Source organism: Methylobacterium sp. Leaf456 (assembly GCF_001425465.1).
Taxonomy (GTDB): Bacteria; Pseudomonadota; Alphaproteobacteria; order Rhizobiales; family Beijerinckiaceae; genus Methylobacterium.
This window is the reverse complement of sequence record NZ_LMQV01000012.1, coordinates 314,351-333,651: the sequence shown is the minus strand read 5'-3', so window position 1 is coordinate 333,651 and position 19,301 is coordinate 314,351. Positions and strand designations below refer to the sequence as shown.

General features: G+C 68.4%; 16 protein-coding genes and 2 tRNA genes. 6 read left to right on the top strand and 12 right to left on the bottom strand.

Annotation, left to right across the window (positions count from 1 at the left end):
• The first annotated feature begins 29 nt into the window (after positions 1–29).
• Positions 30–2,012 (top strand): M57 family metalloprotease, encoded by a 1,983-nt coding sequence (locus ASG52_RS11530; protein WP_056243025.1) that lies wholly within the window; start codon positions 30–32, stop codon positions 2,010–2,012.
• 50 nt (positions 2,013–2,062) lie between these two features.
• Here the strand turns inward: ASG52_RS11530 and ASG52_RS11525 are convergent, their stop codons facing one another.
• A complete protein-coding gene (locus ASG52_RS11525; protein ID WP_162249994.1) occupies positions 2,063–3,052 on the bottom strand; it encodes an alginate lyase family protein in 990 nt (329 codons plus the stop codon).
• Between the two features lie 358 nt (positions 3,053–3,410).
• Between ASG52_RS11525 and ASG52_RS11520 the strand changes: the two genes are divergently transcribed.
• Positions 3,411–3,647 carry a hypothetical protein gene (locus ASG52_RS11520; protein WP_056243022.1) on the top strand — a complete coding sequence of 79 codons (237 nt, stop codon included), beginning with the start codon at positions 3,411–3,413 and terminating at the stop codon, positions 3,645–3,647.
• 51 nt (positions 3,648–3,698) lie between these two features.
• Here the strand turns inward: ASG52_RS11520 and ASG52_RS11515 are convergent, their stop codons facing one another.
• Both ASG52_RS11515 and ASG52_RS11510 read right to left on the bottom strand, forming a co-directional pair.
• Positions 3,699–4,532 carry an ABC transporter permease gene (locus tag ASG52_RS11515; RefSeq protein ID WP_056243020.1) on the bottom strand — a complete coding sequence of 278 codons (834 nt, stop codon included), beginning with the start codon at positions 4,530–4,532 and terminating at the stop codon, positions 3,699–3,701.
• A gap of 78 nt (positions 4,533–4,610) precedes the next feature.
• Entirely contained in the window at positions 4,611–4,799 is a 189-nt protein-coding gene (locus ASG52_RS11510; protein ID WP_156383891.1) for a hypothetical protein, read from the bottom strand.
• A gap of 240 nt (positions 4,800–5,039) precedes the next feature.
• Here ASG52_RS11510 and ASG52_RS11505 point away from each other — a divergent pair, with 240 nt between their 5' ends.
• Complete coding sequence (locus tag ASG52_RS11505; protein WP_056243017.1) at positions 5,040–5,300, top strand: hypothetical protein; 261 nt, start codon at positions 5,040–5,042, stop codon at positions 5,298–5,300.
• 13 nt (positions 5,301–5,313) lie between these two features.
• Here ASG52_RS11505 and ASG52_RS11500 read toward each other — a convergent pair whose 3' ends face one another.
• The 7 genes from ASG52_RS11500 to ASG52_RS11470 form a co-directional block, all read right to left on the bottom strand.
• The gene (locus ASG52_RS11500) at positions 5,314–5,613 is read right to left on the bottom strand and encodes a hypothetical protein (RefSeq protein ID WP_210170409.1); all 300 of its coding nucleotides are present in this window, start codon (positions 5,611–5,613) and stop codon (positions 5,314–5,316) included.
• 183 nt (positions 5,614–5,796) lie between these two features.
• Positions 5,797–5,872 (bottom strand) — tRNA-Val (locus ASG52_RS11495).
• 136 nt (positions 5,873–6,008) lie between these two features.
• Complete coding sequence (lon, locus tag ASG52_RS11490; RefSeq protein WP_056243013.1) at positions 6,009–8,432, bottom strand: endopeptidase La; 2,424 nt, start codon at positions 8,430–8,432, stop codon at positions 6,009–6,011.
• A 270-nt stretch (positions 8,433–8,702) separates the two neighbouring features.
• A complete protein-coding gene (gene clpX / locus ASG52_RS11485; RefSeq protein ID WP_056243011.1) occupies positions 8,703–9,974 on the bottom strand; it encodes an ATP-dependent Clp protease ATP-binding subunit ClpX in 1,272 nt (423 codons plus the stop codon).
• Positions 9,975–10,227: 253 nt separating this feature from the next.
• Positions 10,228–10,854, bottom strand: coding sequence for an ATP-dependent Clp protease proteolytic subunit (locus tag ASG52_RS11480; RefSeq protein WP_056243009.1), 627 nt, complete (start codon positions 10,852–10,854; stop codon positions 10,228–10,230).
• Positions 10,855–11,028: 174 nt separating this feature from the next.
• A complete protein-coding gene (tig, locus tag ASG52_RS11475) occupies positions 11,029–12,456 on the bottom strand; it encodes a trigger factor (RefSeq protein ID WP_056243007.1) in 1,428 nt (475 codons plus the stop codon).
• 150 nt (positions 12,457–12,606) lie between these two features.
• Positions 12,607–12,691: transfer RNA gene (locus ASG52_RS11470), tRNA-Leu, on the bottom strand.
• A 346-nt stretch (positions 12,692–13,037) separates the two neighbouring features.
• Here ASG52_RS11470 and ASG52_RS11465 point away from each other — a divergent pair.
• Complete coding sequence (locus tag ASG52_RS11465) at positions 13,038–14,546, top strand: multicopper oxidase family protein (protein ID WP_056243005.1); 1,509 nt, start codon at positions 13,038–13,040, stop codon at positions 14,544–14,546.
• A gap of 163 nt (positions 14,547–14,709) precedes the next feature.
• On the opposite strand, the gene ASG52_RS11460 is transcribed toward ASG52_RS11465, so the two are convergent.
• The gene (locus ASG52_RS11460) at positions 14,710–16,215 is read right to left on the bottom strand and encodes a bifunctional ADP-dependent NAD(P)H-hydrate dehydratase/NAD(P)H-hydrate epimerase (RefSeq protein WP_056243003.1); all 1,506 of its coding nucleotides are present in this window, start codon (positions 16,213–16,215) and stop codon (positions 14,710–14,712) included.
• Positions 16,216–16,402: 187 nt separating this feature from the next.
• Here ASG52_RS11460 and ASG52_RS11455 point away from each other — a divergent pair, with 187 nt between their 5' ends.
• Together ASG52_RS11455 and ASG52_RS11450 are read left to right on the top strand one after the other, a co-directional pair.
• Positions 16,403–16,741 (top strand): P-II family nitrogen regulator, encoded by a 339-nt coding sequence (locus ASG52_RS11455; RefSeq protein ID WP_056243001.1) that lies wholly within the window; start codon positions 16,403–16,405, stop codon positions 16,739–16,741.
• Between the two features lie 92 nt (positions 16,742–16,833).
• Complete coding sequence (locus ASG52_RS11450; protein ID WP_056242999.1) at positions 16,834–17,763, top strand: glutaminase; 930 nt, start codon at positions 16,834–16,836, stop codon at positions 17,761–17,763.
• A 294-nt stretch (positions 17,764–18,057) separates the two neighbouring features.
• On the opposite strand, the gene ASG52_RS11445 is transcribed toward ASG52_RS11450, so the two are convergent.
• The gene (locus ASG52_RS11445; protein ID WP_056242997.1) at positions 18,058–19,104 is read right to left on the bottom strand and encodes a glutamine synthetase beta-grasp domain-containing protein; all 1,047 of its coding nucleotides are present in this window, start codon (positions 19,102–19,104) and stop codon (positions 18,058–18,060) included.
• Between the last annotated feature and the right edge of the window lie 197 nt (positions 19,105–19,301).

The following is a 19,301-nucleotide window of genomic DNA, read 5'->3' as shown; positions in this document are numbered from 1 at the left end:
CGCTTGAGAAAAGCGTCGGGGGATTTTCGATGGCGACGACCGTGTCCGATTACCGGGCCCTGATCTCGGGTGATTCGTGGTGGGGCGAAGGCACGGTCGGCAAAGCCGCCTTCATCACCTATTCGTTCGACACGGTCTCCTACGACACGGTCGCCGGCTCGGGCTACTCGGACGCGTTCCGCGCCTCGTTCCAGCCCCTGACCGACGCCGAGAAGGCGGCCGCCCGCGATGCCCTGAAGCAATGGGGCGACAACAGCGGCATCCGCTTCCTCGAAGCCGATGCCGGCCAGGGCGACATCCGCTTCGCCACCTACGACCTCGTCAAGGACCCGAGCCAGTCGGGGGCGGCCGGCTACGCCTATTACCCTTCGGTCCGCCTCGGCGGCGATTACAGCTACGATTCGGTGTTCGGCGGCGACATCTATCTCGACGACAGCGTCGCCCGCTACGGCATCGACGACATGACCCACGTCATCGTCCACGAGATCGGCCACGCGCTCGGGCTCAAGCACCCGTTCGACGACGACCCCGTGCTGGCGAAGGAGATCGACGACACCGACCACACGGTGATGAGCTACAACGGCTACGGCCCGAAGCTCGGCCCGCTCGACATCGACGCGATCCGCTACCTCTACGGCGGCCCGGACCGGGACGGGACGCAGGTCGCCTCCTGGGCCTGGGACGCCGCGACCGACACCCTGACCCAGACCGGCTTTTCCGCCGCCGACACGATCCGCGGCGTCGCCTCGGCCGACGTCATGTACGGCATGGGCGGCGACGACATCCTGTTCGGCGGTCGCGGCAAGGACCGGCTCGACGGCGGCGCGAACAACGACCGGCTGTTCGGCGACGCGGGCGACGACATCCTCGACGGCGGCGACGGCAACGACACCCTGCGGGGCGATGCCGGCAACGACCGGCTGACCGGCGGCGCGGGCGACGACGTCATCGAAACCGGCGACGGCGACAACGTCGCCTTCGGCGGCCTCGGAACCGACACGCTCAACGGCGGCGCCGGCCGCGACCAGCTCGACGGCGGCGACGGCAAGGACACGCTGTCCGGCTGGCTGGGTGGCGACCGCCTCGTCGGCGGTGCCGGCGACGACACGCTGTACGGCGGCGACGGCGCCGACGTGATGGTCGGCGGCCTCGGCAACGACTGGCTCATCGGCGGCGATCAGACGGCCTGGGTCGCCGCCGACATCGACACCGCGGATTTCAGCGCCGCGGTCGCCGCCATCGTCGTCTCGATGAAGGGTGCCTACGAACTCGTCGACAACACTTACGTCTATTACAACGCCAGGGGCGCCGACATCGGCCACGACCGCTTCAGCAGCGTCGAGAACGTCGTCGGCGGCGCGGGCGACGACACCATCGAGGGCAACGAATACGCCAACGACCTCGACGGGCGCGCCGGGGCCGACCGGATGGCGGGTGCAGCGGGCGACGACACCTACCGGGTGAACTCTGTCCGCGACGTCGTCATCGAGGCCAAGGGCGGCGGCCGGGACACCCTCGTCACCACCGCCTCCTACGCGCTGGCCGCCGGCCAGGAGGTGGAGACGCTCCTGTTCGCCGCCTCGACCGGTTCGGCCAAGCTCAACCTGTTCGGCAACGAGTTCGACCAGACCGTGACCGGCAATGCCGGCGTCAACGTGCTCGGCGGCGGACTCGGCAACGACGTCCTGCGTGGGGGCAAGGGCGCCGACACCTTCCTGTTCTCGACCAAGCCCGGCAGCAACAACCTCGACCACATCGCCGACTTCGCCACCGAGGACACGATCCGGCTGTCGAAGAGCGTGTTCACGGCGCTTGCCGCGGGCGACCTCGACGACACCGCCTTCAAGAACGCCAGCAAGGCGAAGGTCGATCTCGACGACCGCCTCGTCTACCGGCAGACGACGGGCGAGCTGTTCTACGACGCCGACGGCTCGGGCAAGGGGGCGGCCGTGAAGATCGCCATCCTCGACAACAAGGCGGCGCTGGCGGCGGACGACTTCTTCATCGTCTGATCCGCGCGCTCCGGATCGCCCCGGACACCGGTCCGGGGTGATCCGGAGGCTTACTTGCAGCGGGCCAGGGCCTTGGGGAGGTTGGCGGTCTCGCCGCCGAGCTTCTGCTCGAAGAACGTCTCCTGGCTCTCGCCGCGCAGGATCCTGACCACCGGATAGTGCTTGGGCACGCCCTGCTCCGCCCCCGCCCGCGCGGCCAGGAACTGCGGGTTCTGCTCCAGTTGCGGCAGGAGCGCGACGAGGCGCTTCATGCCCGCCCCCTGCGACGCCTCTACGCCGCCGCGGCAGCGCTGCATCAGGTTCAGGGCCGCCAGCGGCATCGCGGTGAAGAGGTGGTAGCTCGTGGCGCTCTTGCCGCGCTGCAATTCCCGCGGCAGCGTGCCGTCGTCCTGAATCTGGTCGGTGACGATGGATTCCCGGCCGAGCGCCCAGCGCCATGCGTCCTGATCACCGGTGATGTAGGCGGCCGCGCCGACGGCGACCGCCGCCCAAGCCGCATGGTTGTTCGTGAACGGCTTCGCGGTGTGGAAGGCCCGCACCCCATCGCTCATGGTGCGCAGCCAGTTCTTGACCTCCGGGGTGATCTTCACCCCCGCGGCCTGCGCCTTGACGACGGCGAGCGCGACCGCGCTCAGGGTCCAAGTCTGCTCGAAATTCGCCTGGCCCGATTGCGGCAGCGTGGCCGGGTTGTTGCGGACCCACCGGTCGAGGTTGGTGCCGAAGCAGGTGCCGGCGGCGGCGTCGCCGTTGATCGCGGCGTCGCTCATGCGCTCCAGGCTTTTGATGAAGGCGACCATGCCGCCCATCATCTCCCGGTTGAAGGCGCGGCCTTCCTCGTCGCGCTCGCCGTTCTTCTTGCCGAGCGGCTTGGCGTTGAGGAGAGCCGGCGTCTCCGGCGGGACCGGGCAGGCGCCGTCCCCGGGGTTGGGCGCCTGCGCGGCGGCCTCGCCCGAGGCCAGCGCGGCGATCAGCGCCAGCGTTGCCAGGGAGGCGACCGCGGGGCGCGGCCGACGGAATGCTGCCCGTTGACGTGTGTTCATGGTCGTCGCGTCCAAGCCCGTTGCGCATCCACGGTCCGCGGAGCGAGAGGGCGCCCGCCGACGATGCGCCCCTCCCATCCGCCCGAACGGCGGCGCGACGATGGCAGGGCCCGGCAGCCCGCCTGCGCGAACGGCGGGACGGGGTGTGGCGCCGCCGCCGCGGCCGGGGGACGGTGGCGCGGTTCACTGATTTTTGTTGTTTGTGGAGGACCTTGCGCGGTGTGACATCGGGCGTCGGCGGCCATCTCGGGCCGCGCCCCGTCACGTGATGGCCGCCGACGCGAAGCCGCGGGCTTGCGAACACAAGATCGAGAGGCGTCCTCCGGCGGGGACGGGGCGCCTCGCGAGGACCGGCGCCATGGCTTTCAACCCGTTCCGGCAGGTGGCCCCAGAGCTGCGGGCCCACGTGATCCGGGTCACCGGCGGAGAGGCCGAACGCTTCGCCGTGCTCGCTGCCGATTCCGGTCAGGCCCTGGCGGCAGTGGTCGCGGGCTTGAGACCCTGCGACATCGCCGAGGTCACGGGCGAGGTACTCGCCCCGGCTGCCGCGGCGCGGCTTCCCCTCGAACCGGGCCGACCGCTGCGCCTGGGCTGACGCCCGGACCCGATGGCGTCCCGGACCGTGTCCGGGACGAGGGCGCCGCCTTCAGCGGGCGACGACGTAGCGATCCAGCAGGAAGCCGACCGTGAAGGCGGTGAAGATCCAGCCGTAGACGTAGAGGTAGTCGATCGTGACCGGCAGGTTGGGATCGTATCCGAGCCGCACCCACTCGACGACCTGCACCATCGGGTTCCACTTCATGATCGCGTAAATGCGCTCCGGCATGTAGCAGCCCATGAACTGGACCCCACTGGTGATGTAGAGCACGATGGCGAGCACCACGTAGAGCATCATCCAGAACGGGAAGATCGCGGCCATGCCGACGTTGACGCTGCCGATGGAGAGACCCATCAGGATCGCCGTCAGGTAACCCGTCATCGACATGGTGATGTCGACCGGGATCGGATCGACGCCCATGAAGGTCAGGAACAGGCACACGACGCCGAGGCCCATGAAGCTGCTGCAGATCTCGACCGAGCCGCGGGCCACCATCGTGTCGACGCGCTTGACCTGAGGAAACCACGTCAGGGCCTTGTGGACGTTGTAGCCCTTCATCATCTCACGGGAGATGTATTTGAAGGCCAGGAACGGAAACGCTCCCGAGGCGACGAACAGCAGCGAGGACTCGCCCATCGGCGAGTCCATCTCGCGAAAATACATGATCGTGACGATGATCATGACGTGGGCGACCGGCCACAACATCTGGACGAGGTAGCCCCAGTACGACGCGCTGAAGCGGCTGCGCATGTCGCGCAGGATGAGCGCGTTGAGAACGAGAAGGTAGCTGTCGACCGGGCCCGGACGATCCGAGACCTTGTGGGCTGGCGGCTCGACCCAGTTCCGGTCGACCGGAACGGCGGCACGGGACGATGCACTCATGGGATCCGTCGTACGGGAGGGGCTTTCGCAGGCGTCATCGTCCGCAATCGCGCCGAAATCGAGGAAGCCGGCCCGCCGTCAGACGAAGTGGCGGAAGACGATGCGCTCGTCCCCCTCCGCCTCGTCCTCCATCGCCGTCTCGCCGGCCGACTGGGCGACGCCGAGGCCGATCACGGAGACGAGCAGCAGCGACAGCAGGCGGGTGAAGCGATGGGCCCTGCGCGGCCTCCGCCGAGCGTCGGCCCGGACGATGCGACGACCCATCATGACCATACCCCGCGCATCCGGCCCAGCGGACGACGGCCCTACCCTGCGGCCCGAGCTTGGCCCTTTTGTGACGCAACCCCGCTCCGCTCGGCGGACATGGGACGAACGCTCGGCATCACCAGTCGAAGCGTGACGATCGCGTGATGGATCGTCGCCCGAGCCGAACCGGACCCGATTGCCGTTTGCGTATCGACAATCGCCGTGCCTCTTCTGGTCACGAACGCGAATCGGGGGCAGGTCGTGTCTGAAGAGCGACGGCGTCTGACACGCCTCAACGGATTCAAGATCGCAATCTGTCGATCGGTCGATGAGTCGATCGAGACGGAATGCCTGATCTGGAACCACAACGATCAGGGCGCCCTGTTGGAGTTCACCGATCCGGCCACGCCGACCGAGACGTTTCGTCTCGTCTGTGCGGAACTCGGCATCGATACGCTCTGCCATGTGATCTGGCGCGACGGGCGCGAGCGGGGCGTCGTCTACCCGACCCCGTCTCCGTAACCGGCTGCTTGCGTCAATTCACCTGAGCGACCGAACCTTCCGTCTTCGACAGCAGAAGGGCGAGACCGTCGACCGCCTTGCTCAGGGCTTGCAGCGCCTCGCTGCTGGCGCGCAGATGGGCGACGGCGACGTGGCGGCTGAAGGGCTGGCCTCCCTCGTCGATGTCGTGGACATAGGCCGTGAGCGTGATCCTCCCGAAACTGCCGACGAGACCGAACACCGGTACCTCATCAAAGACCAAAACCGGCGCATGCTCCGATCCTTCGAGCTTCGGCACCGGCTGCGATCGGGTGGTGTATCGAACGGCAGGCATCGGCACGTCGCTCCAGATCGCAATGCGGCCATCGACATCGATCGAGGCGGCGGTCCAGATTGAATATCATTCGGTCAATGCAAAGTTACAAAAACACATCCGCTTCGATTGCTGTTGCAAGCGAAACGGTCTTTCTCGATTTCGACTGTCATGATGGCGCCGACGACGGGGATCGGGCGTCCGTGGTGGGCGGTGAGGGACTCGAACCCCCGACCCTCTCCGTGTAAAGGAGACGCTCTACCAACTGAGCTAACCGCCCGGCCGTGACGCGCGAAAGCGTTACGGAAGCGCGGGCGTGCGCGCAAGACGCTGGCCGTTGTCCCGATGGCCTCCGGCACGAAAAAGGCCCCCGGAGCCATCGCTCCGGGGGCCTTCTCATGCCTGCCGCGCTCGCCTTAATGGGCGACGAGCGTGGCGCTGTCGTCGTCGGTCCGGGCCGGGGCCTTGGCGGGGAGCGGTTCGTCCCACTCGATCGGCTCGGGCTGGCGCACGAGGGCGTGGGTGAGGACCTGATCCATCCGCGAGACCGGGATGATCTCCAGGCCCTGCTTCACGCTGTCGGGCACCTCGGCGATGTCCTTGGCGTTCTCTTCCGGGATCAGCACCGTCTTGATGCCGCCGCGCAGAGCCGCGAGCAGCTTCTCCTTCAGCCCGCCGATCGGCAGGACGCGACCCCGCAGGGTCACCTCGCCGGTCATCGCCACCTCGCGGCGCACCGGGATGCCGGTGAGCGTGGAGACGATCGCGGTCGCCATGGCGATGCCCGCCGACGGCCCGTCCTTCGGGGTCGCCCCCTCCGGCACGTGGACGTGGATGTCGCGGCGCTCGAACAGCGGCGGCTCGAGGCCGAAGTCGATCGCCCGCGAGCGGACGTAGCTGGCGGCCGCCGAGATCGACTCCTTCATCACGTCGCGCAGGTTGCCCGTGACCGTCATCTTGCCCTTGCCGGGCATCATGACGCCCTCGATCGTCAGCAGCTCGCCGCCGACCTCGGTCCAGGCCAGACCCGTCACCACGCCGACCTGATCGTCCGCGTCGATCTCGCCGTAGCGGAACTTCGGCGGACCGAGGAAGACCGGAAGCGTGTCGGGGTTGCCCTCGACGGACTTGACCTTGGTGATCAGGATCTCCTTCACCGCCTTGCGGATCAGGTTGGAGATCTCGCGCTCCAAGTTACGGACGCCCGCTTCCCGCGTGTAGCGGCGGATGAGCATCATCAGGCCGTCGTCGGTGATCGACCACTCGTCGGCACTCAGCCCGTGCTTCTTCACCGCCTCCGGGATCAGGTGGCGACGGGCGATCTCCAGCTTCTCCTCTTCGGTGTAGCCGGCGATGCGGATCACCTCCATGCGGTCCATCAGCGGACCGGGGATGTTGAGCGTGTTCGCCGTCGTCACGAACATCACGTTCGACAGGTCGTAATCGACCTCGAGGTAATGGTCGTTGAACGTCGCGTTCTGCTCGGGGTCCAGCACCTCGAGGAGCGCCGCCGACGGATCGCCGCGGAAGTCCATGCCCATCTTGTCGATCTCGTCGAGCAGGATGAGTGGGTTCGACGTCTTGGCCTTACGCATCGACTGGACGATCTTGCCGGGCATCGAGCCGATATAGGTCCGGCGGTGACCACGGATCTCGGCCTCGTCGCGCACGCCGCCGAGCGACATGCGAACGAACTCGCGGCCCGTGGCCTTGGCGATCGACTTGCCGAGCGAGGTCTTGCCGACGCCGGGCGGGCCAACGAGGCAAAGGATCGGTCCGGTGAGCCGGTTGGTCCGCTGCTGCACGGCGAGGTATTCGACGATCCGGTCCTTGACCTTGTCGAGGCCGAAGTGATCCGAATCGAGGACGGCCTGCGCGCCCAGCAAGTCCTTCTTGATCTTCGAGCGCTTGCCCCATGGGATGCCGAGCATCCAGTCGAGGTAGTTGCGCACCACCGTCGCCTCGGCCGACATCGGCGACATCTGGCGGAGCTTCTTCAGCTCGGCGGTGGCCTTCTCGCGGGCCTCCTTCGTCAGCTTGGTCTTCTCGATCTTCTCTTCCAGCTCGGCCAACTCGTCGCGACCGTCCTCGTCGCCGAGTTCCTTCTGGATCGCCTTCATCTGCTCGTTGAGGTAGTACTCGCGCTGGGTCTTCTCCATCTGCCGCTTGACGCGGGTGCGGATGCGCTTCTCCACCTGCAGCACGGAGATCTCGCTCTCCATCAGCGACAGCACGCGCTCCAGGCGCGCGGCCACCGTGGGAATCTCCAGGATCGCCTGCTTGTCGGCGATCTTGACCGCGAGGTGCGAGCCCACCGTGTCGGCGAGCTTGGACGGCTCGTCGATCTGCGTGACGGCGGAGACGACCTCGGGGGAGATCTTCTTGTTGAGCTTCACGTAGTTCTCGAACTCGGAGATCACCGAGCGGGCGAGCGCCTCGGCCTCGACGCGGTCGCCGAGGTCGTCGTCGAGGGTCAGCGCGCGGGCCTCGTAGAACTCGTCGGAGCGGACGAACTCCTCGATCTGCGCGCGGCCGGCGCCCTCGACCAGCACCTTCACGGTGCCGTCGGGCAGCTTCAGGAGCTGGAGCACGGAGGCGAGCGTACCGATCTTATAGATCGCGTCGGTCGCCGGATCGTCGTCGCTGGCGTTGATCTGGGTGGCGAGCAGGATGTGGCGCTCCGAGCGCACGGCCTCTTCCAGCGCGCGGATCGACTTCTCGCGGCCGACGAAGAGCGGCACGATCATGTGCGGGAACACGACGATGTCGCGCAGCGGCAGGACGGCGTAGGAGCCCGTCGAACCGGGAACGACCGGCTGGCGCGATTTCGACTGGGTCATGGGGGTTTCCCTTATCTGTTGACGCCGGGCATGCGCTCCTCGGATCGAGCAAGCATCCTGCCAGGTGCCGACCGGGCCGCGAAGGGTCGGGGGCGAATGATACGTCTGCGGCTGGTAGCGCAGCCCGCACCTTGGGTAGAGCGGGGGGAGGAGAGAAGCGTGCCGGCTGCGATGGACCTGAATTGGTCCTTCGCCGGCGCGCTTTCAAGCGGCCACCCCTGGAACGAAAAAGGGCCGCCGGCATTGCCGGGCGGCCCTTTTTCCTGCCGATCAGGCGCTGACGCTGGCCGGTGCGTCCTTGTTGCGGTCGCCGTGGATGAAGAGCGGCCTCGACTTGCCGTCCACCACCTCCGGGCCAATGACCACCTGCTCGACCGAATCGAGGCCGGGCAGGTCGTACATCGTGTCGAGCAGGATGGTCTCCAGGATCGACCGCAGGCCGCGGGCGCCCGTCTTGCGCTCGATCGCCTTGCGGGCGACCATCGACAGCGCCTCGTCCTGGAAGGTCAGCTCGACGTTCTCCATTTCGAACAGGCGCTGGTACTGCTTGACCAGCGCGTTCTTCGGCTCCTGAAGGATCTTCTTGAGGGCCTCCTCGTCGAGATCCTCCAGCGTGGCGAGCACGGGGAGACGGCCGACGAATTCCGGGATGAGGCCGAACTTCAGCAGGTCCTCGGGCTCGACCGAGCGGAACACTTCGCCGGTGCGGCGGTCGTCCGGCGCCTGGACGCTCGCGCCGAAACCGATCGAAGTGCCTTTGCCGCGCTGGGAGATGATGCGCTCCAGCCCCGCGAAGGCGCCGCCGCAGATGAACAGGATGTTCGTCGTATCGACCTGCAGGAACTCCTGCTGCGGATGCTTGCGCCCGCCCTGGGGCGGCACGGAGGCGACGGTGCCTTCCATGATCTTCAGCAGCGCCTGCTGCACGCCCTCGCCCGACACGTCGCGGGTGATCGACGGGTTGTCCGACTTGCGGGAGATCTTGTCGATCTCGTCGATGTAGACGATGCCGCGCTGCGCCCGCTCGACGTTGTAGTCGGAGGCCTGGAGCAGCTTGAGGATGATGTTCTCGACGTCCTCGCCGACATAGCCGGCTTCCGTGAGGGTCGTGGCGTCCGCCATGGTGAACGGCACGTCGAGGATGCGGGCAAGCGTCTGGGCCAGCAGCGTCTTGCCCGAGCCGGTCGGCCCGATCAGCATGATGTTGGACTTGGCCAGCTCGACGTCGTTGTGCTTCGTCGCGTGCGCGAGCCGCTTGTAGTGGTTGTGCACCGCCACCGAGAGGACCTTCTTGGCGAAGTCCTGGCCGATGACGTAATCGTCGAGGACGCGCCGAATCTCCTTCGGGGTCGGCACGCCGTCGCGGCTCTTCACCAGCGAGGACTTCGATTCCTCGCGGATGATGTCCATGCACAGCTCGACGCACTCGTCGCAGATGAACACCGTCGGGCCCGCGATCAGCTTGCGGACCTCGTGCTGGCTCTTGCCGCAGAACGAGCAGTACAGCGTGCTCTTGGAGTCGTTGCCGCCGGTCTTGCTCATGTCGGTCTCCGGTTCGCGGGCGCGGCCCCAGCCAGCAGGGCACGCGCTTCGGTCATAGGATGTAAGCGCATCCGCCTAAAGAAACAGTCACACCGCGCGGATGCGTCGGGAGTGAGGCGCTCGAATCCCGATGCAACCATGCTGCCGCCTCGGGATCAACCGGCCGGAGGGGCCGGGCAAGCGCCGAATGGCCGCATGGTTTGCCGGCGTGCCCCGGACGCCTCACTCTGAAAAGCGTCCGGGGTCATCCGCCTCAGGCGGCGGCGGGTTCCGGGCGCTTGTGCAGGATGTCGTCGATCAGGCCGAACTCCTTGGCCGCCTCGGCGGTCATGAAGTTGTCGCGCTCCAGCGCCTGATGGATCGTCTCGTACTCGCGGCCGGTGTGCTTCACGTAGATCTCGTTGAGGCGCTTCTTGAGGGCCTCGATCTCGCGGGCATGGATCAGGATGTCGGTGGCCTGTCCCTGGAAGCCGCCCGACGGCTGGTGCACCATGATCCGGGCGTTCGGCAGGGCGAAGCGGTGGCCGGCCTCGCCCGCGGCCAGCAGCAGCGAGCCCATCGAGGCGGCCTGACCGACGCAGAGCGTCGTCACCGGGCAGCGGATGAACTGCATCGTGTCGTAGATCGACAGGCCCGAGGTCACCACGCCGCCGGGCGAGTTGATGTAGAAGGAGATTTCCTTCTTCGGGTTCTCGGCCTCGAGGAACAGCAGCTGGGCGACGATGAGCGAGGCGCCCTGGTCCTCGACCGGGCCGGTCAAGAAGATGATCCGCTCGCGCAGCAGCCGGGAATAGATGTCGAACGCCCGCTCGCCGCGGCTCGACTGCTCGACCACCATGGGCACGAGCGAATTGTGGAAGTAATCGACCGGATCTCTCATGTCAGCCCTCGGCTCCGGGTCCGGCCCGGACGAATCGCCCAGGGCCGGAGGTTACAGCGAACACGGCGCACGTTAACGCCGTCTGATCTTCACGGCCCCCGGCGGCGCCCGTGACGGGCGCCGCTCGAGGATCGCGTTCCGATCGCCGCCCGCCGCGGAGCCGCTGGGCGTCGATCAGCCGGCCGCCTGCTCGGCCGCCGTCTCGTTCTTCTCGCCCTGGGTCTCGTCGGCCTTCGACGCGGAGGCGTCGGCTTCGTCGTCCTCGGCGAAGAGAGCCTCCTTCGAGACGGGCTCCTCGACCACTTGGACCTGACCGAGGACGTGGTCGACGACCTTCTCCTCGAACAGCGGCGCGCGAAGCTCGGCGAGCGCCTGGGGGTTGTTGCGGTAGAAGTCGTAGACCTGCTTCTCCTGGCCCGGGAACTGCCGGATCCGGGCGAAGAGGGCTTGGTTGACCTCGTCATCCGAGATCTTGATATCGGCCGTCTCGCCGACTTGCGCAAGCACCAGCCCGAGGCGCACGCGGCGCTCGGCGATCTTGCGGTAATCGGCCTGCGAGGCCTGCTCGGTGGTGCCCTCTTCCTCGAAGGTCTTGCCGCGGGTCTTCAGGTCCTGCTCGACCTGGGCCCACACGGCGGCGAACTCCTGGTGGACGAGGGAGGGCGGCAGCTCGAACGCGTACTTGCCGTCGAGCGCGTCGAGCAGCTCCTTCTTGAGCTTGCGGCGCGACTGGGCCTCGTAATCGGAGCCGATCGCCTTGGAGATCGCTTCCTTCAGCTTCTCCAGGTCGTCCATGCCGAAGCGCTTGGCCAGCTCGTCGTCGATCTTGGTCTCGCCCGGTGCCTTGACGCCCTTCACGGTCACGTCGAACTCGGCGTCCTTGCCGGCGAGCTGCTCGGCCTGGTAGCCCTCGGGGAAGGCGGTCTTGACGAGGCGGCTGTCGCCGACCTTGGCGCCGACGAGCTGGTCCTCGAAGCCGGGGATGAAGGTGTTGGAGCCCAGCTCCAGCGGCACGTCCTCGCCCTTGCCGCCCTCGAACTCGGCGCCGTCGATGCGGCCGACGAAATCGATCACGACCTGATCGCCGGTTTGCGCCTCGGCGCCCTCCTCGCGGTCCTCGAACGCGCGGCCGTCCTTGGCCATGCGCTCCAGCGCCTCGGTGATCTCCGCGTCGGAGGGGGTCACCACGAGCTTCTTGATCGACACGTCGGAGAGGTCGGCCAGCTCGAAGCTCGGCAGCACCTCGAGCTTCACCTTGAAGGCGAGGTCGCCCTTCGCGTCGAGCGCGCGCTCGATGATGTTCTGCTCCTCGTCCTTCGGGAACTCGATCTGCGGCTCGAGCGCGAGCTTGAGGCCCTTGTCGGCGACGATCTGCTGGTTGGCCTCGTTGACGGCGTTCTGCAGCACGTCGGCCATCACGGACTTGCCGTAGACCTTGCGCAGATGCGCCACCGGCACCTTGCCGGGGCGGAAGCCCTTGATCTGGACCTTGCCCTTGATGTTCGAGAGCTCGGTGTTGAGGCGATCCTCAAGCTCGTTGGCGGGGAGGAGCACCTGAAACTCGCGCTTCAGCCCCTCGGAGGTCGTCTCGGTCACCTGCATCGTCGTTCGTCCGCTTTTGTAAAAACCGCAATCTCGTCCTCGATGCCGCGGCGCTGCGGGAGACCCATCAAGGAGATCCTTGGGGGACTCCGACGGCGCGAACGCCCGGCGGGGACCGGCCCCGGTCCCGAGGCCGGGCCGATGCGGACTTGGTGCGGGCGGAGGGGCTCGAACCCCCACGTCTTGCGACACTGGAACCTAAATCCAGCGCGTCTACCAGTTCCGCCACGCCCGCGAGCGCTTGAGCGACATGGCCCTGTCCGGGCCTTCGAAGCGCGCGTCTATAGCACGCGCGTCCGGGCCCGCAGCAAAAATTTGTTCCTGCTCGGCCTCAAGCGCCGGCAGCCGCGTCTTCCGGCTCGGCCTCGGACGCCTGCAGCTGCCTCCGCGGCCTCGGCTTCGCTCTGCCGGACGCCTCGGCTCAAGGCCGAGGCCGCTCGCGGGGCGCTCCTCGCGCCCGGCCGGACGGCCAATTCTCGTGCAAGCGCTGCTTATTGGACGTCGCGCCCGGCCGTGATTGGCGCATCCCGGACGGCCCGGCTACAACGCGGGCCCCTTCCCCGCCAGCCGAACGAGCCCCCATGCGAACGCCCGCCCCCGAGGCCCGACCCGAGCCGATCCGGGAGGTGGAGGGCCCGTCCCGCCGCACGCTGATCGCGGGGAGCGCGGCGCTGGCGCTCGCCCCCTTCGCCGCCGCGGCGCAGTCGCCGGCCCGCAAGCCGGCCCCGGCGGTCAAGCCCGCCGAGGCGCCCGCTCCCGAGGCCAAGCCCGATGCCGGGCCGGCCGAGGCAAAGCCCCTCAAGGCCGCCCCGGCTCAGGCCCGGCTCAAGCCCGAGCCCGCCCCCGAGACCGCCGTGTGGCGCCTCGGCACGGGGACCGCCCCGCCGGTGCTGCGGATCAAGCTCGGCGAGACCGTGCGCCTGCGCGTCGAGAACAACACGGAAAAACCGCTGGCCTTCCACTGGCACGGCGTGCGCAACCGCAACGCCATGGACGGCGTCGGCGGCGTCACCCAGGAGCCGATCGCGCCGGGCAAGGACTTTTCGTACGAGTTCACGCCGCCGGACGCCGGCACCTTCCTGGTCCGCCCGCTGGTCGTCGGCGGCGCGAGCGAGCCGTCGGGCCGGGGCCTCGCGGGCCTGCTCGTCGTGGAGGAGCCGAACCCGCTCGCGGTCGATCAGGACGTCACGCTGCTGCTCCAGGATTGGCGCCTCGACGAGGCCGGTGCCCTGCTGCCGTTCGGACAGGTGGCGTTCGCGGCGGCCTCGGGCCGGCTCGGCAACGCGGTGACGCTCAACGGCGGGCCGATTCCCCTCGCCCTCGAAGGCCGCCCCGGCGGCCGCGTCCGGCTGAGGCTCGCCAACGCCTGCAACGCGCGGGCGATCCGCATCCGCTTCGACGGGGTGAAGGTCTACGTCGCCGCCGTCGATGGCCAGCCCGCCGACACGTTCGAGCCGCTGAAGGCCACCCTCCCCTTCGCGCCGGGCACCCGCTACGACCTGCTCCTCGACCTGCCGAAGGAGCCCGGCCCGGCCGGCACGATCACGGCCTTGGTCGGCCAGGGTCTGCCGCTGGCGACGTTCGCGGTGGCGGGCGAGCCTGTGGCGCAGACAGGCCGCGGGCAGATCGCCTCGATCCCCGAGAACAAGCGCCTGCCGAACGAGATCAAGCTCCAGAGCGCGTTCCGCCGCGACCTCGTCCTCACCGGCGGGGTGAAGCCCGACCGCACCAAGCCCGGCGCCGAGACGCCCTATGCCGGCGACCCCCAAAAAATCTGGCAGATCAACGGCGCGAGCGGCGCGGCGGGTGCGGCTCCGCTGTTCACGGTCAAGCGCGGGCAGGTCTTGGTGCTGACGATCCGCAACGACACCGGCTTCCCGCAGGTGCTGCACCTGCACGGCCACGTCTTCCGCCTGCTCCACCTCCTCGACGACGGCTGGGAGCCCTACTGGCTCGATACCGTGCAGATCCCGGAGGGCCGCCACGCCCAGATTGCGTTCGTGGCCGACAATCCTGGCCGCTGGCTCCTGTCCTCGACGGTGCTGGAGCGGTTCGACACGGGGCTGTGGGCGAGTTTCGAAGTCGGCTGAAACGCATATCCCACAAAATCCCTCATCCTGAGGTGCGGAGCGAAGCGCAGCCTCGAAGGAGGGCTCCAGCAGAGCGCGCGATACGCTGGAGCCCTCCTTCGAGGCCCGCTGATGCGGGCGCCTCAGGATGAGGGGGATGGGTGGGAAGTGCGTCGAACCGCTCTCAGGCCAAGTCCCGCAGAACCGCCGGCATCAATTCCGAAATATCCTCGGCGATCAGCCCCGGCCCGTGCCGGAGGCCGGCGTCGCCGTGGAGCCAGACGGCGGCGCACGCCGCCTCGAACGGCGCCATCCCCTGCGCCAGCAGCCCGCAGATCAGCCCGGCGAGCACGTCGCCGGAGCCCGCGGTGGCGAGATGGGGCGAGCCGTGGTCGTTGATCGCGATCCGTCCGTCGGGGGCGGCGATCACCGTGTCGGCGCCCTTCAGCACCACCACGGCCCCGGCGAGATGGGCCGCCCGTGCGGCGCGCTCCGGCTTGGAGAGGCCCTCGGCGACGGCCTCGGTGCCGGAGAACAGCCGGGCGAACTCGCCCTCGTGCGGGGTCAGCACACCTTGCGCCTCGCCGTCGCGGATGTGGCGGGCCAAGGTCCGCACCTCACTCCGAAAACTCGTCAATGCGTCGGCGTCGAGCACCAGGGCACGGCCGGCGGAGGCCGCGACCGCGACGAACGCGCAGGTGGCCGGGCCTGTGCCGAGGCCGGGGCCGAGCAGCAGGGCATTGAGGCGGTCGTCGACGAGGATGTCGTCGAGGTCGTCGGGACTCTCGCAGGGGCGCAGCATGATCGCGGTGAGCTGCGCCGCGTTCTCCGGCAGGCCCGAGGTCGGCGAGGCGACGGTGACGAGGCCGGCGCCGACCCGCAGCGCCCCGCGAGCGGCGAGCCGGGCCGCGCCGGTCTTGTAGGCCGGGCCCGACAGGACGAGGGCATGGCCGCGGGTGTATTTGTGGCTCGCGGCCGACAGGACGGGCAGCGTCCACAGCCCCGGCGCGTTGCGAAAGAGCGTGGGCGCGCCCTCCAGCCCGTCGGCGAGCGCGGCGGGGCCGGTGTCGATGTCGGCGAGCGTGATCGCGCCGCACAGCGAGCGGCCGGGCTGGAGCAGATGGCCCGGCTTGAGCGCCACGAAGGTCACGGTCTCGCGCGCCTGCACCGCGACGCCGCGGACGCGGCCGGTATCGCCGTCGAGCCCGCTCGGCACGTCCACCGCCAGGACGGGATGGCCGGACGCGTTCACCGCCTCGACCAGGGCGCGGGCCGCGCCGTCGAGATCGCGCGACAGCCCGGCGCCGAACAGCGCGTCGACGATCAGGTCGCAATCGGTCACCGGAGCGTCCGCCGCGGCGACCGGGCCGGTCCACTCGGCCGCCGCAAGGCCGGCATCGCCGGTGAGCGCATCGCGATCCCCCAGCAGCCGCAACTCGACGGCCCGGCCCGCCTCCGCCAGCAGGCGGGCGGCTATGAGCCCGTCGCCGCCGTTGTTGCCCGGTCCGCATAGGACCAGAATCCGCTCCGACCCGAGCGCCAGCGCTCGCTCGGCCAAAGCCGCGCCGGCCCGTTGCATCAGCGTGAAACCCGGCGTGCCGGCCCCGATCGCCGCCGCATCCACCCGTCGCATCGCCTCCACGGTGAGCAGCCGCAGGGCCGACTTCGGGGGGTGGGCCGGCTCATGCATTCGTGGCGCTCACTCTCTGTCTAAAAATTCATCGAAAGCGGGGGAATTGCCTGCATATTCCGCAGCCAATGCCTGCGCGATGCGCAACTTCACCTGCCGGCAACGCAAATCGCCGTGGCGGTCGGGCGGTCGCGATGATAGACATATCAGCATCTAACAGACGACGCGCGCATCGGACCGAGCCGGGATGAAGAAGATCGAGGCGATCATCAAGCCGTTCAAGCTCGACGAGGTGAAGGAGGCGCTCCAGGAGGTCGGCCTCCAGGGCATCACCGTCATCGAAGCGAAGGGTTTTGGCCGGCAGAAGGGCCATACCGAGCTGTATCGCGGCGCGGAATACGTCGTGGACTTCCTGCCCAAGGTGAAGCTGGAGATCGTCCTGTCCGACGCGCTGGTGGAAGGCGCGGTCGAGGCCATCCGCAAATCGGCCCAGACCGGCCGCATCGGCGACGGCAAGATCTTCGTCTCGACCATCGAGGAAGCCATCCGCATCCGCACCGGCGAGACCGGCGCCGACGCGATCTGAGCCGCAGGCTCCCTCGACCTCCGACGACTTGGCGCGCTTCGTGAACGGGCGTTCGCGCGCCCCCTGAGGCGCGTGCCTCAGCGAGCCAGCCCGTGCCCGATCTCGACAGCATCGTGACAGAGATCGCCGACGAGATGCGGGCGCGGCCCGACCGCGGCGCGGTGGCGAGCTACATCCCCGAACTCGCCGGCGTCGATGCCCAAAAGTTCGGCCTCGTGGTGATCGACCGCGAGGGGCAGGTCGCGGCAGGCGGCGATGCCGACATCCCCTTCTCGATCCAGAGCATTTCCAAGGTCTTCACCCTGACGCTGGCGCTCGGCATGGTCGGCGACCGGCTGTGGCGGCGGGTCGGGCGCGAGCCCTCCGGCAGCCCGTTCAACTCCATCGTCCAGCTGGAGCGCGAGCAGGGGATTCCGCGCAATCCCTTCATCAACGCGGGTGCCATCGCGGTCACCGACGTGATCCTCTCGGGCCACCAGCCGCGGGAGGCTTTGGGCGAGATCCTGCGCTTCATGCAGTTCCTGGCACAGGACAACGCAATCGCCATCGACGAGACCGTGGCGGCCTCGGAGAAGCGCACGGGTTTTCGCAACGCGGCCCTCGCCAACTACATGCGCTCGTTCGGCGTCCTCGAGAACCCGGTGGACTACACGCTCGGGGTCTATTTCCACCACTGCGCCATCGCGATGACCTGCCGCCAGCTCGCCACCGCCGGGCTGTACCTCGCCTATTCCGGGCAGCACCCGCTGGCCGGTTACTCGGTGATCTCGGCCGAGCGGGCGCGGCGCATCAACGCCATCATGCTGACCTGCGGCCATTACGACGGCTCGGGCGACTTCGCCTACCGGGTCGGCCTGCCGGGCAAGAGCGGCGTCGGCGGGGGGATTCTGGCGGTGGCGCCGGGGCGTGCCTCGATCTGCGTCTGGTCGCCGGGGCTGGATGCCGCGGGCAACTCGCATCTCGGGCGCATCGCCCTGGAGATGCTGGTGAAACGGACCGGGTGGTCGATCTTCGGAGTGTAGGCCGTGCATCCCCTCTCCCCGCACGCGGGGAGAGGGCTTCGGCGACCCCGTCGTCGCCGAAGCGAGGCGGCAGCCGAAGGTGAGGGGGCTTCGACGGAAACGACTCCTTCGGAAGCGCCCCCTCACCCCCGCTACCGCTTGTCTCGCCCCCGACGAGGGGGGCTCGACCCTCTCCCCGCGTGCGGGGAGAGGGGGTGGTTCCGGCGCTCCGCACGGCCGACAAACAAAAAACCGCCCCCGCCTTGCGGCAGGGGCGGCTGTGTCTCCGGGAGCCGGCCGACTCCCAAGAAAGACTTACGCGACGGCCTTCTCGGCGGCCTCTGCGGGGAGCGGAACCTCGGAGATCGTCTTCAGGACCTGCGAGGCGATCTGGTAGGGGTCGCCCATGGAGTTCGGGCGGCGGTCCTCAAGGTAGCCCTTGTAACCGTTGTTCACGAAGGAGTGGGGCACGCGCACCGAGGCGCCGCGATCGGCCACGCCGTAGGAGAACTTGTTCCACGGGGCGGTCTCGTGCTTGCCGGTGAGCCGCATGTGATTGTCCGGGCCGTAGACGGCGATGTGGTCGTCGAGGTTCTTCTCGAACTGCGCCATCATGGCCTCGAAGTAGTCCTTGCCGCCGGTCTCGCGCATGAACGTCGTCGAGAAGTTGCAGTGCATGCCCGAGCCGTTCCAGTCGGTGTCGCCGAGCGGCTTGCAGTGGTACTCGATGTCGATCTCGTAGGTCTCGCACAGGCGCTGGAGCAGGTAGCGGGCCATCCACATCTCGTCGGCGGCCTTCTTGGAGCCCTTGCCGAAGATCTGGAACTCCCACTGGCCCTTGGCCACCTCGGCGTTGATGCCCTCGTGGTTGATGCCCGCCGTGAGGCACAGGTCGAGATGCTCCTCGACGATCTTGCGGGCGATCGGGCCGACGTTCGAGGCGCCGACGCCGCAATAGTACGGGCCCTGGGGGGCGGGGTAGCCGGCTTCGGGGAAGCCGAGCGGGCGGCCGTTCTTGTAGAGGAAGTACTCCTGCTCGAACCCGAACCACGCGCCGGCATCGTCCAGCACGGTGGCGCGCTTGTTCGACGGGTGCGGGGTCTTGCCGTCGGGCATCATCACTTCGCACAGCACGAGCACGCCGTTGCTGCGGGACGGATCGACGAAGTGGCGGATCGGCTTGAGCACGCAATCGGACGAGGAGCCCTCGGCCTGCATCGTCGAGCTGCCGTCGAAGCCCCAGAGCGGGAGCTGCTCCAGGCTCGGGAAGCCGTCGAACTCCTTGATCTGCGTCTTGCCGCGCAGGTTCGGAACCGGAGTGTAGCCGTCGAGCCAGATATACTCGAGCTTGTACTTCGTCATTGCTTGTCTCTCGTTCCTGATCGACGAAATCCGTCTGACAGCCCCTAGGTCCGGCGCCCTGTTCGCCTCCGCCTCGGCCCAGGACCGTCGCCGCGTCGCGGGCGCCGATACCCTGGCTGGCTCGAAGGCTTTCGCCCGACCCCGAAACGTCCGGTCAAAACCCGTCCGCTTCGGATGGGCCTAAAGCATGGGCCGTG

What these genes read in the sequence shown, in the direction of transcription:
- ASG52_RS11530 (WP_056243025.1), top strand. Translation starts at nt 30, where the DNA reads ATGGCGACGACCGTGTCCGATTACCGGGCCCTGATCTCGGGTGATTCG.
- ASG52_RS11525 (WP_162249994.1), bottom strand. Translation starts at nt 3,052, where the DNA reads ATGAACACACGTCAACGGGCAGCATTCCGTCGGCCGCGCCCCGCGGTC.
- ASG52_RS11520 (WP_056243022.1), top strand. Translation starts at nt 3,411, where the DNA reads ATGGCTTTCAACCCGTTCCGGCAGGTGGCCCCAGAGCTGCGGGCCCAC.
- ASG52_RS11515 (WP_056243020.1), bottom strand. Translation starts at nt 4,532, where the DNA reads ATGAGTGCATCGTCCCGTGCCGCCGTTCCGGTCGACCGGAACTGGGTC.
- ASG52_RS11510 (WP_156383891.1), bottom strand. Translation starts at nt 4,799, where the DNA reads ATGATGGGTCGTCGCATCGTCCGGGCCGACGCTCGGCGGAGGCCGCGC.
- ASG52_RS11500 (WP_210170409.1), bottom strand. Translation starts at nt 5,613, where the DNA reads ATGCCTGCCGTTCGATACACCACCCGATCGCAGCCGGTGCCGAAGCTC.
- lon (WP_056243013.1), bottom strand. Translation starts at nt 8,432, where the DNA reads ATGACCCAGTCGAAATCGCGCCAGCCGGTCGTTCCCGGTTCGACGGGC.
- clpX (WP_056243011.1), bottom strand. Translation starts at nt 9,974, where the DNA reads ATGAGCAAGACCGGCGGCAACGACTCCAAGAGCACGCTGTACTGCTCG.
- ASG52_RS11480 (WP_056243009.1), bottom strand. Translation starts at nt 10,854, where the DNA reads ATGAGAGATCCGGTCGATTACTTCCACAATTCGCTCGTGCCCATGGTG.
- tig (WP_056243007.1), bottom strand. Translation starts at nt 12,456, where the DNA reads ATGCAGGTGACCGAGACGACCTCCGAGGGGCTGAAGCGCGAGTTTCAG.
- ASG52_RS11465 (WP_056243005.1), top strand. Translation starts at nt 13,038, where the DNA reads ATGCGAACGCCCGCCCCCGAGGCCCGACCCGAGCCGATCCGGGAGGTG.
- ASG52_RS11460 (WP_056243003.1), bottom strand. Translation starts at nt 16,215, where the DNA reads ATGCATGAGCCGGCCCACCCCCCGAAGTCGGCCCTGCGGCTGCTCACC.
- ASG52_RS11455 (WP_056243001.1), top strand. Translation starts at nt 16,403, where the DNA reads ATGAAGAAGATCGAGGCGATCATCAAGCCGTTCAAGCTCGACGAGGTG.
- ASG52_RS11445 (WP_056242997.1), bottom strand. Translation starts at nt 19,104, where the DNA reads ATGACGAAGTACAAGCTCGAGTATATCTGGCTCGACGGCTACACTCCG.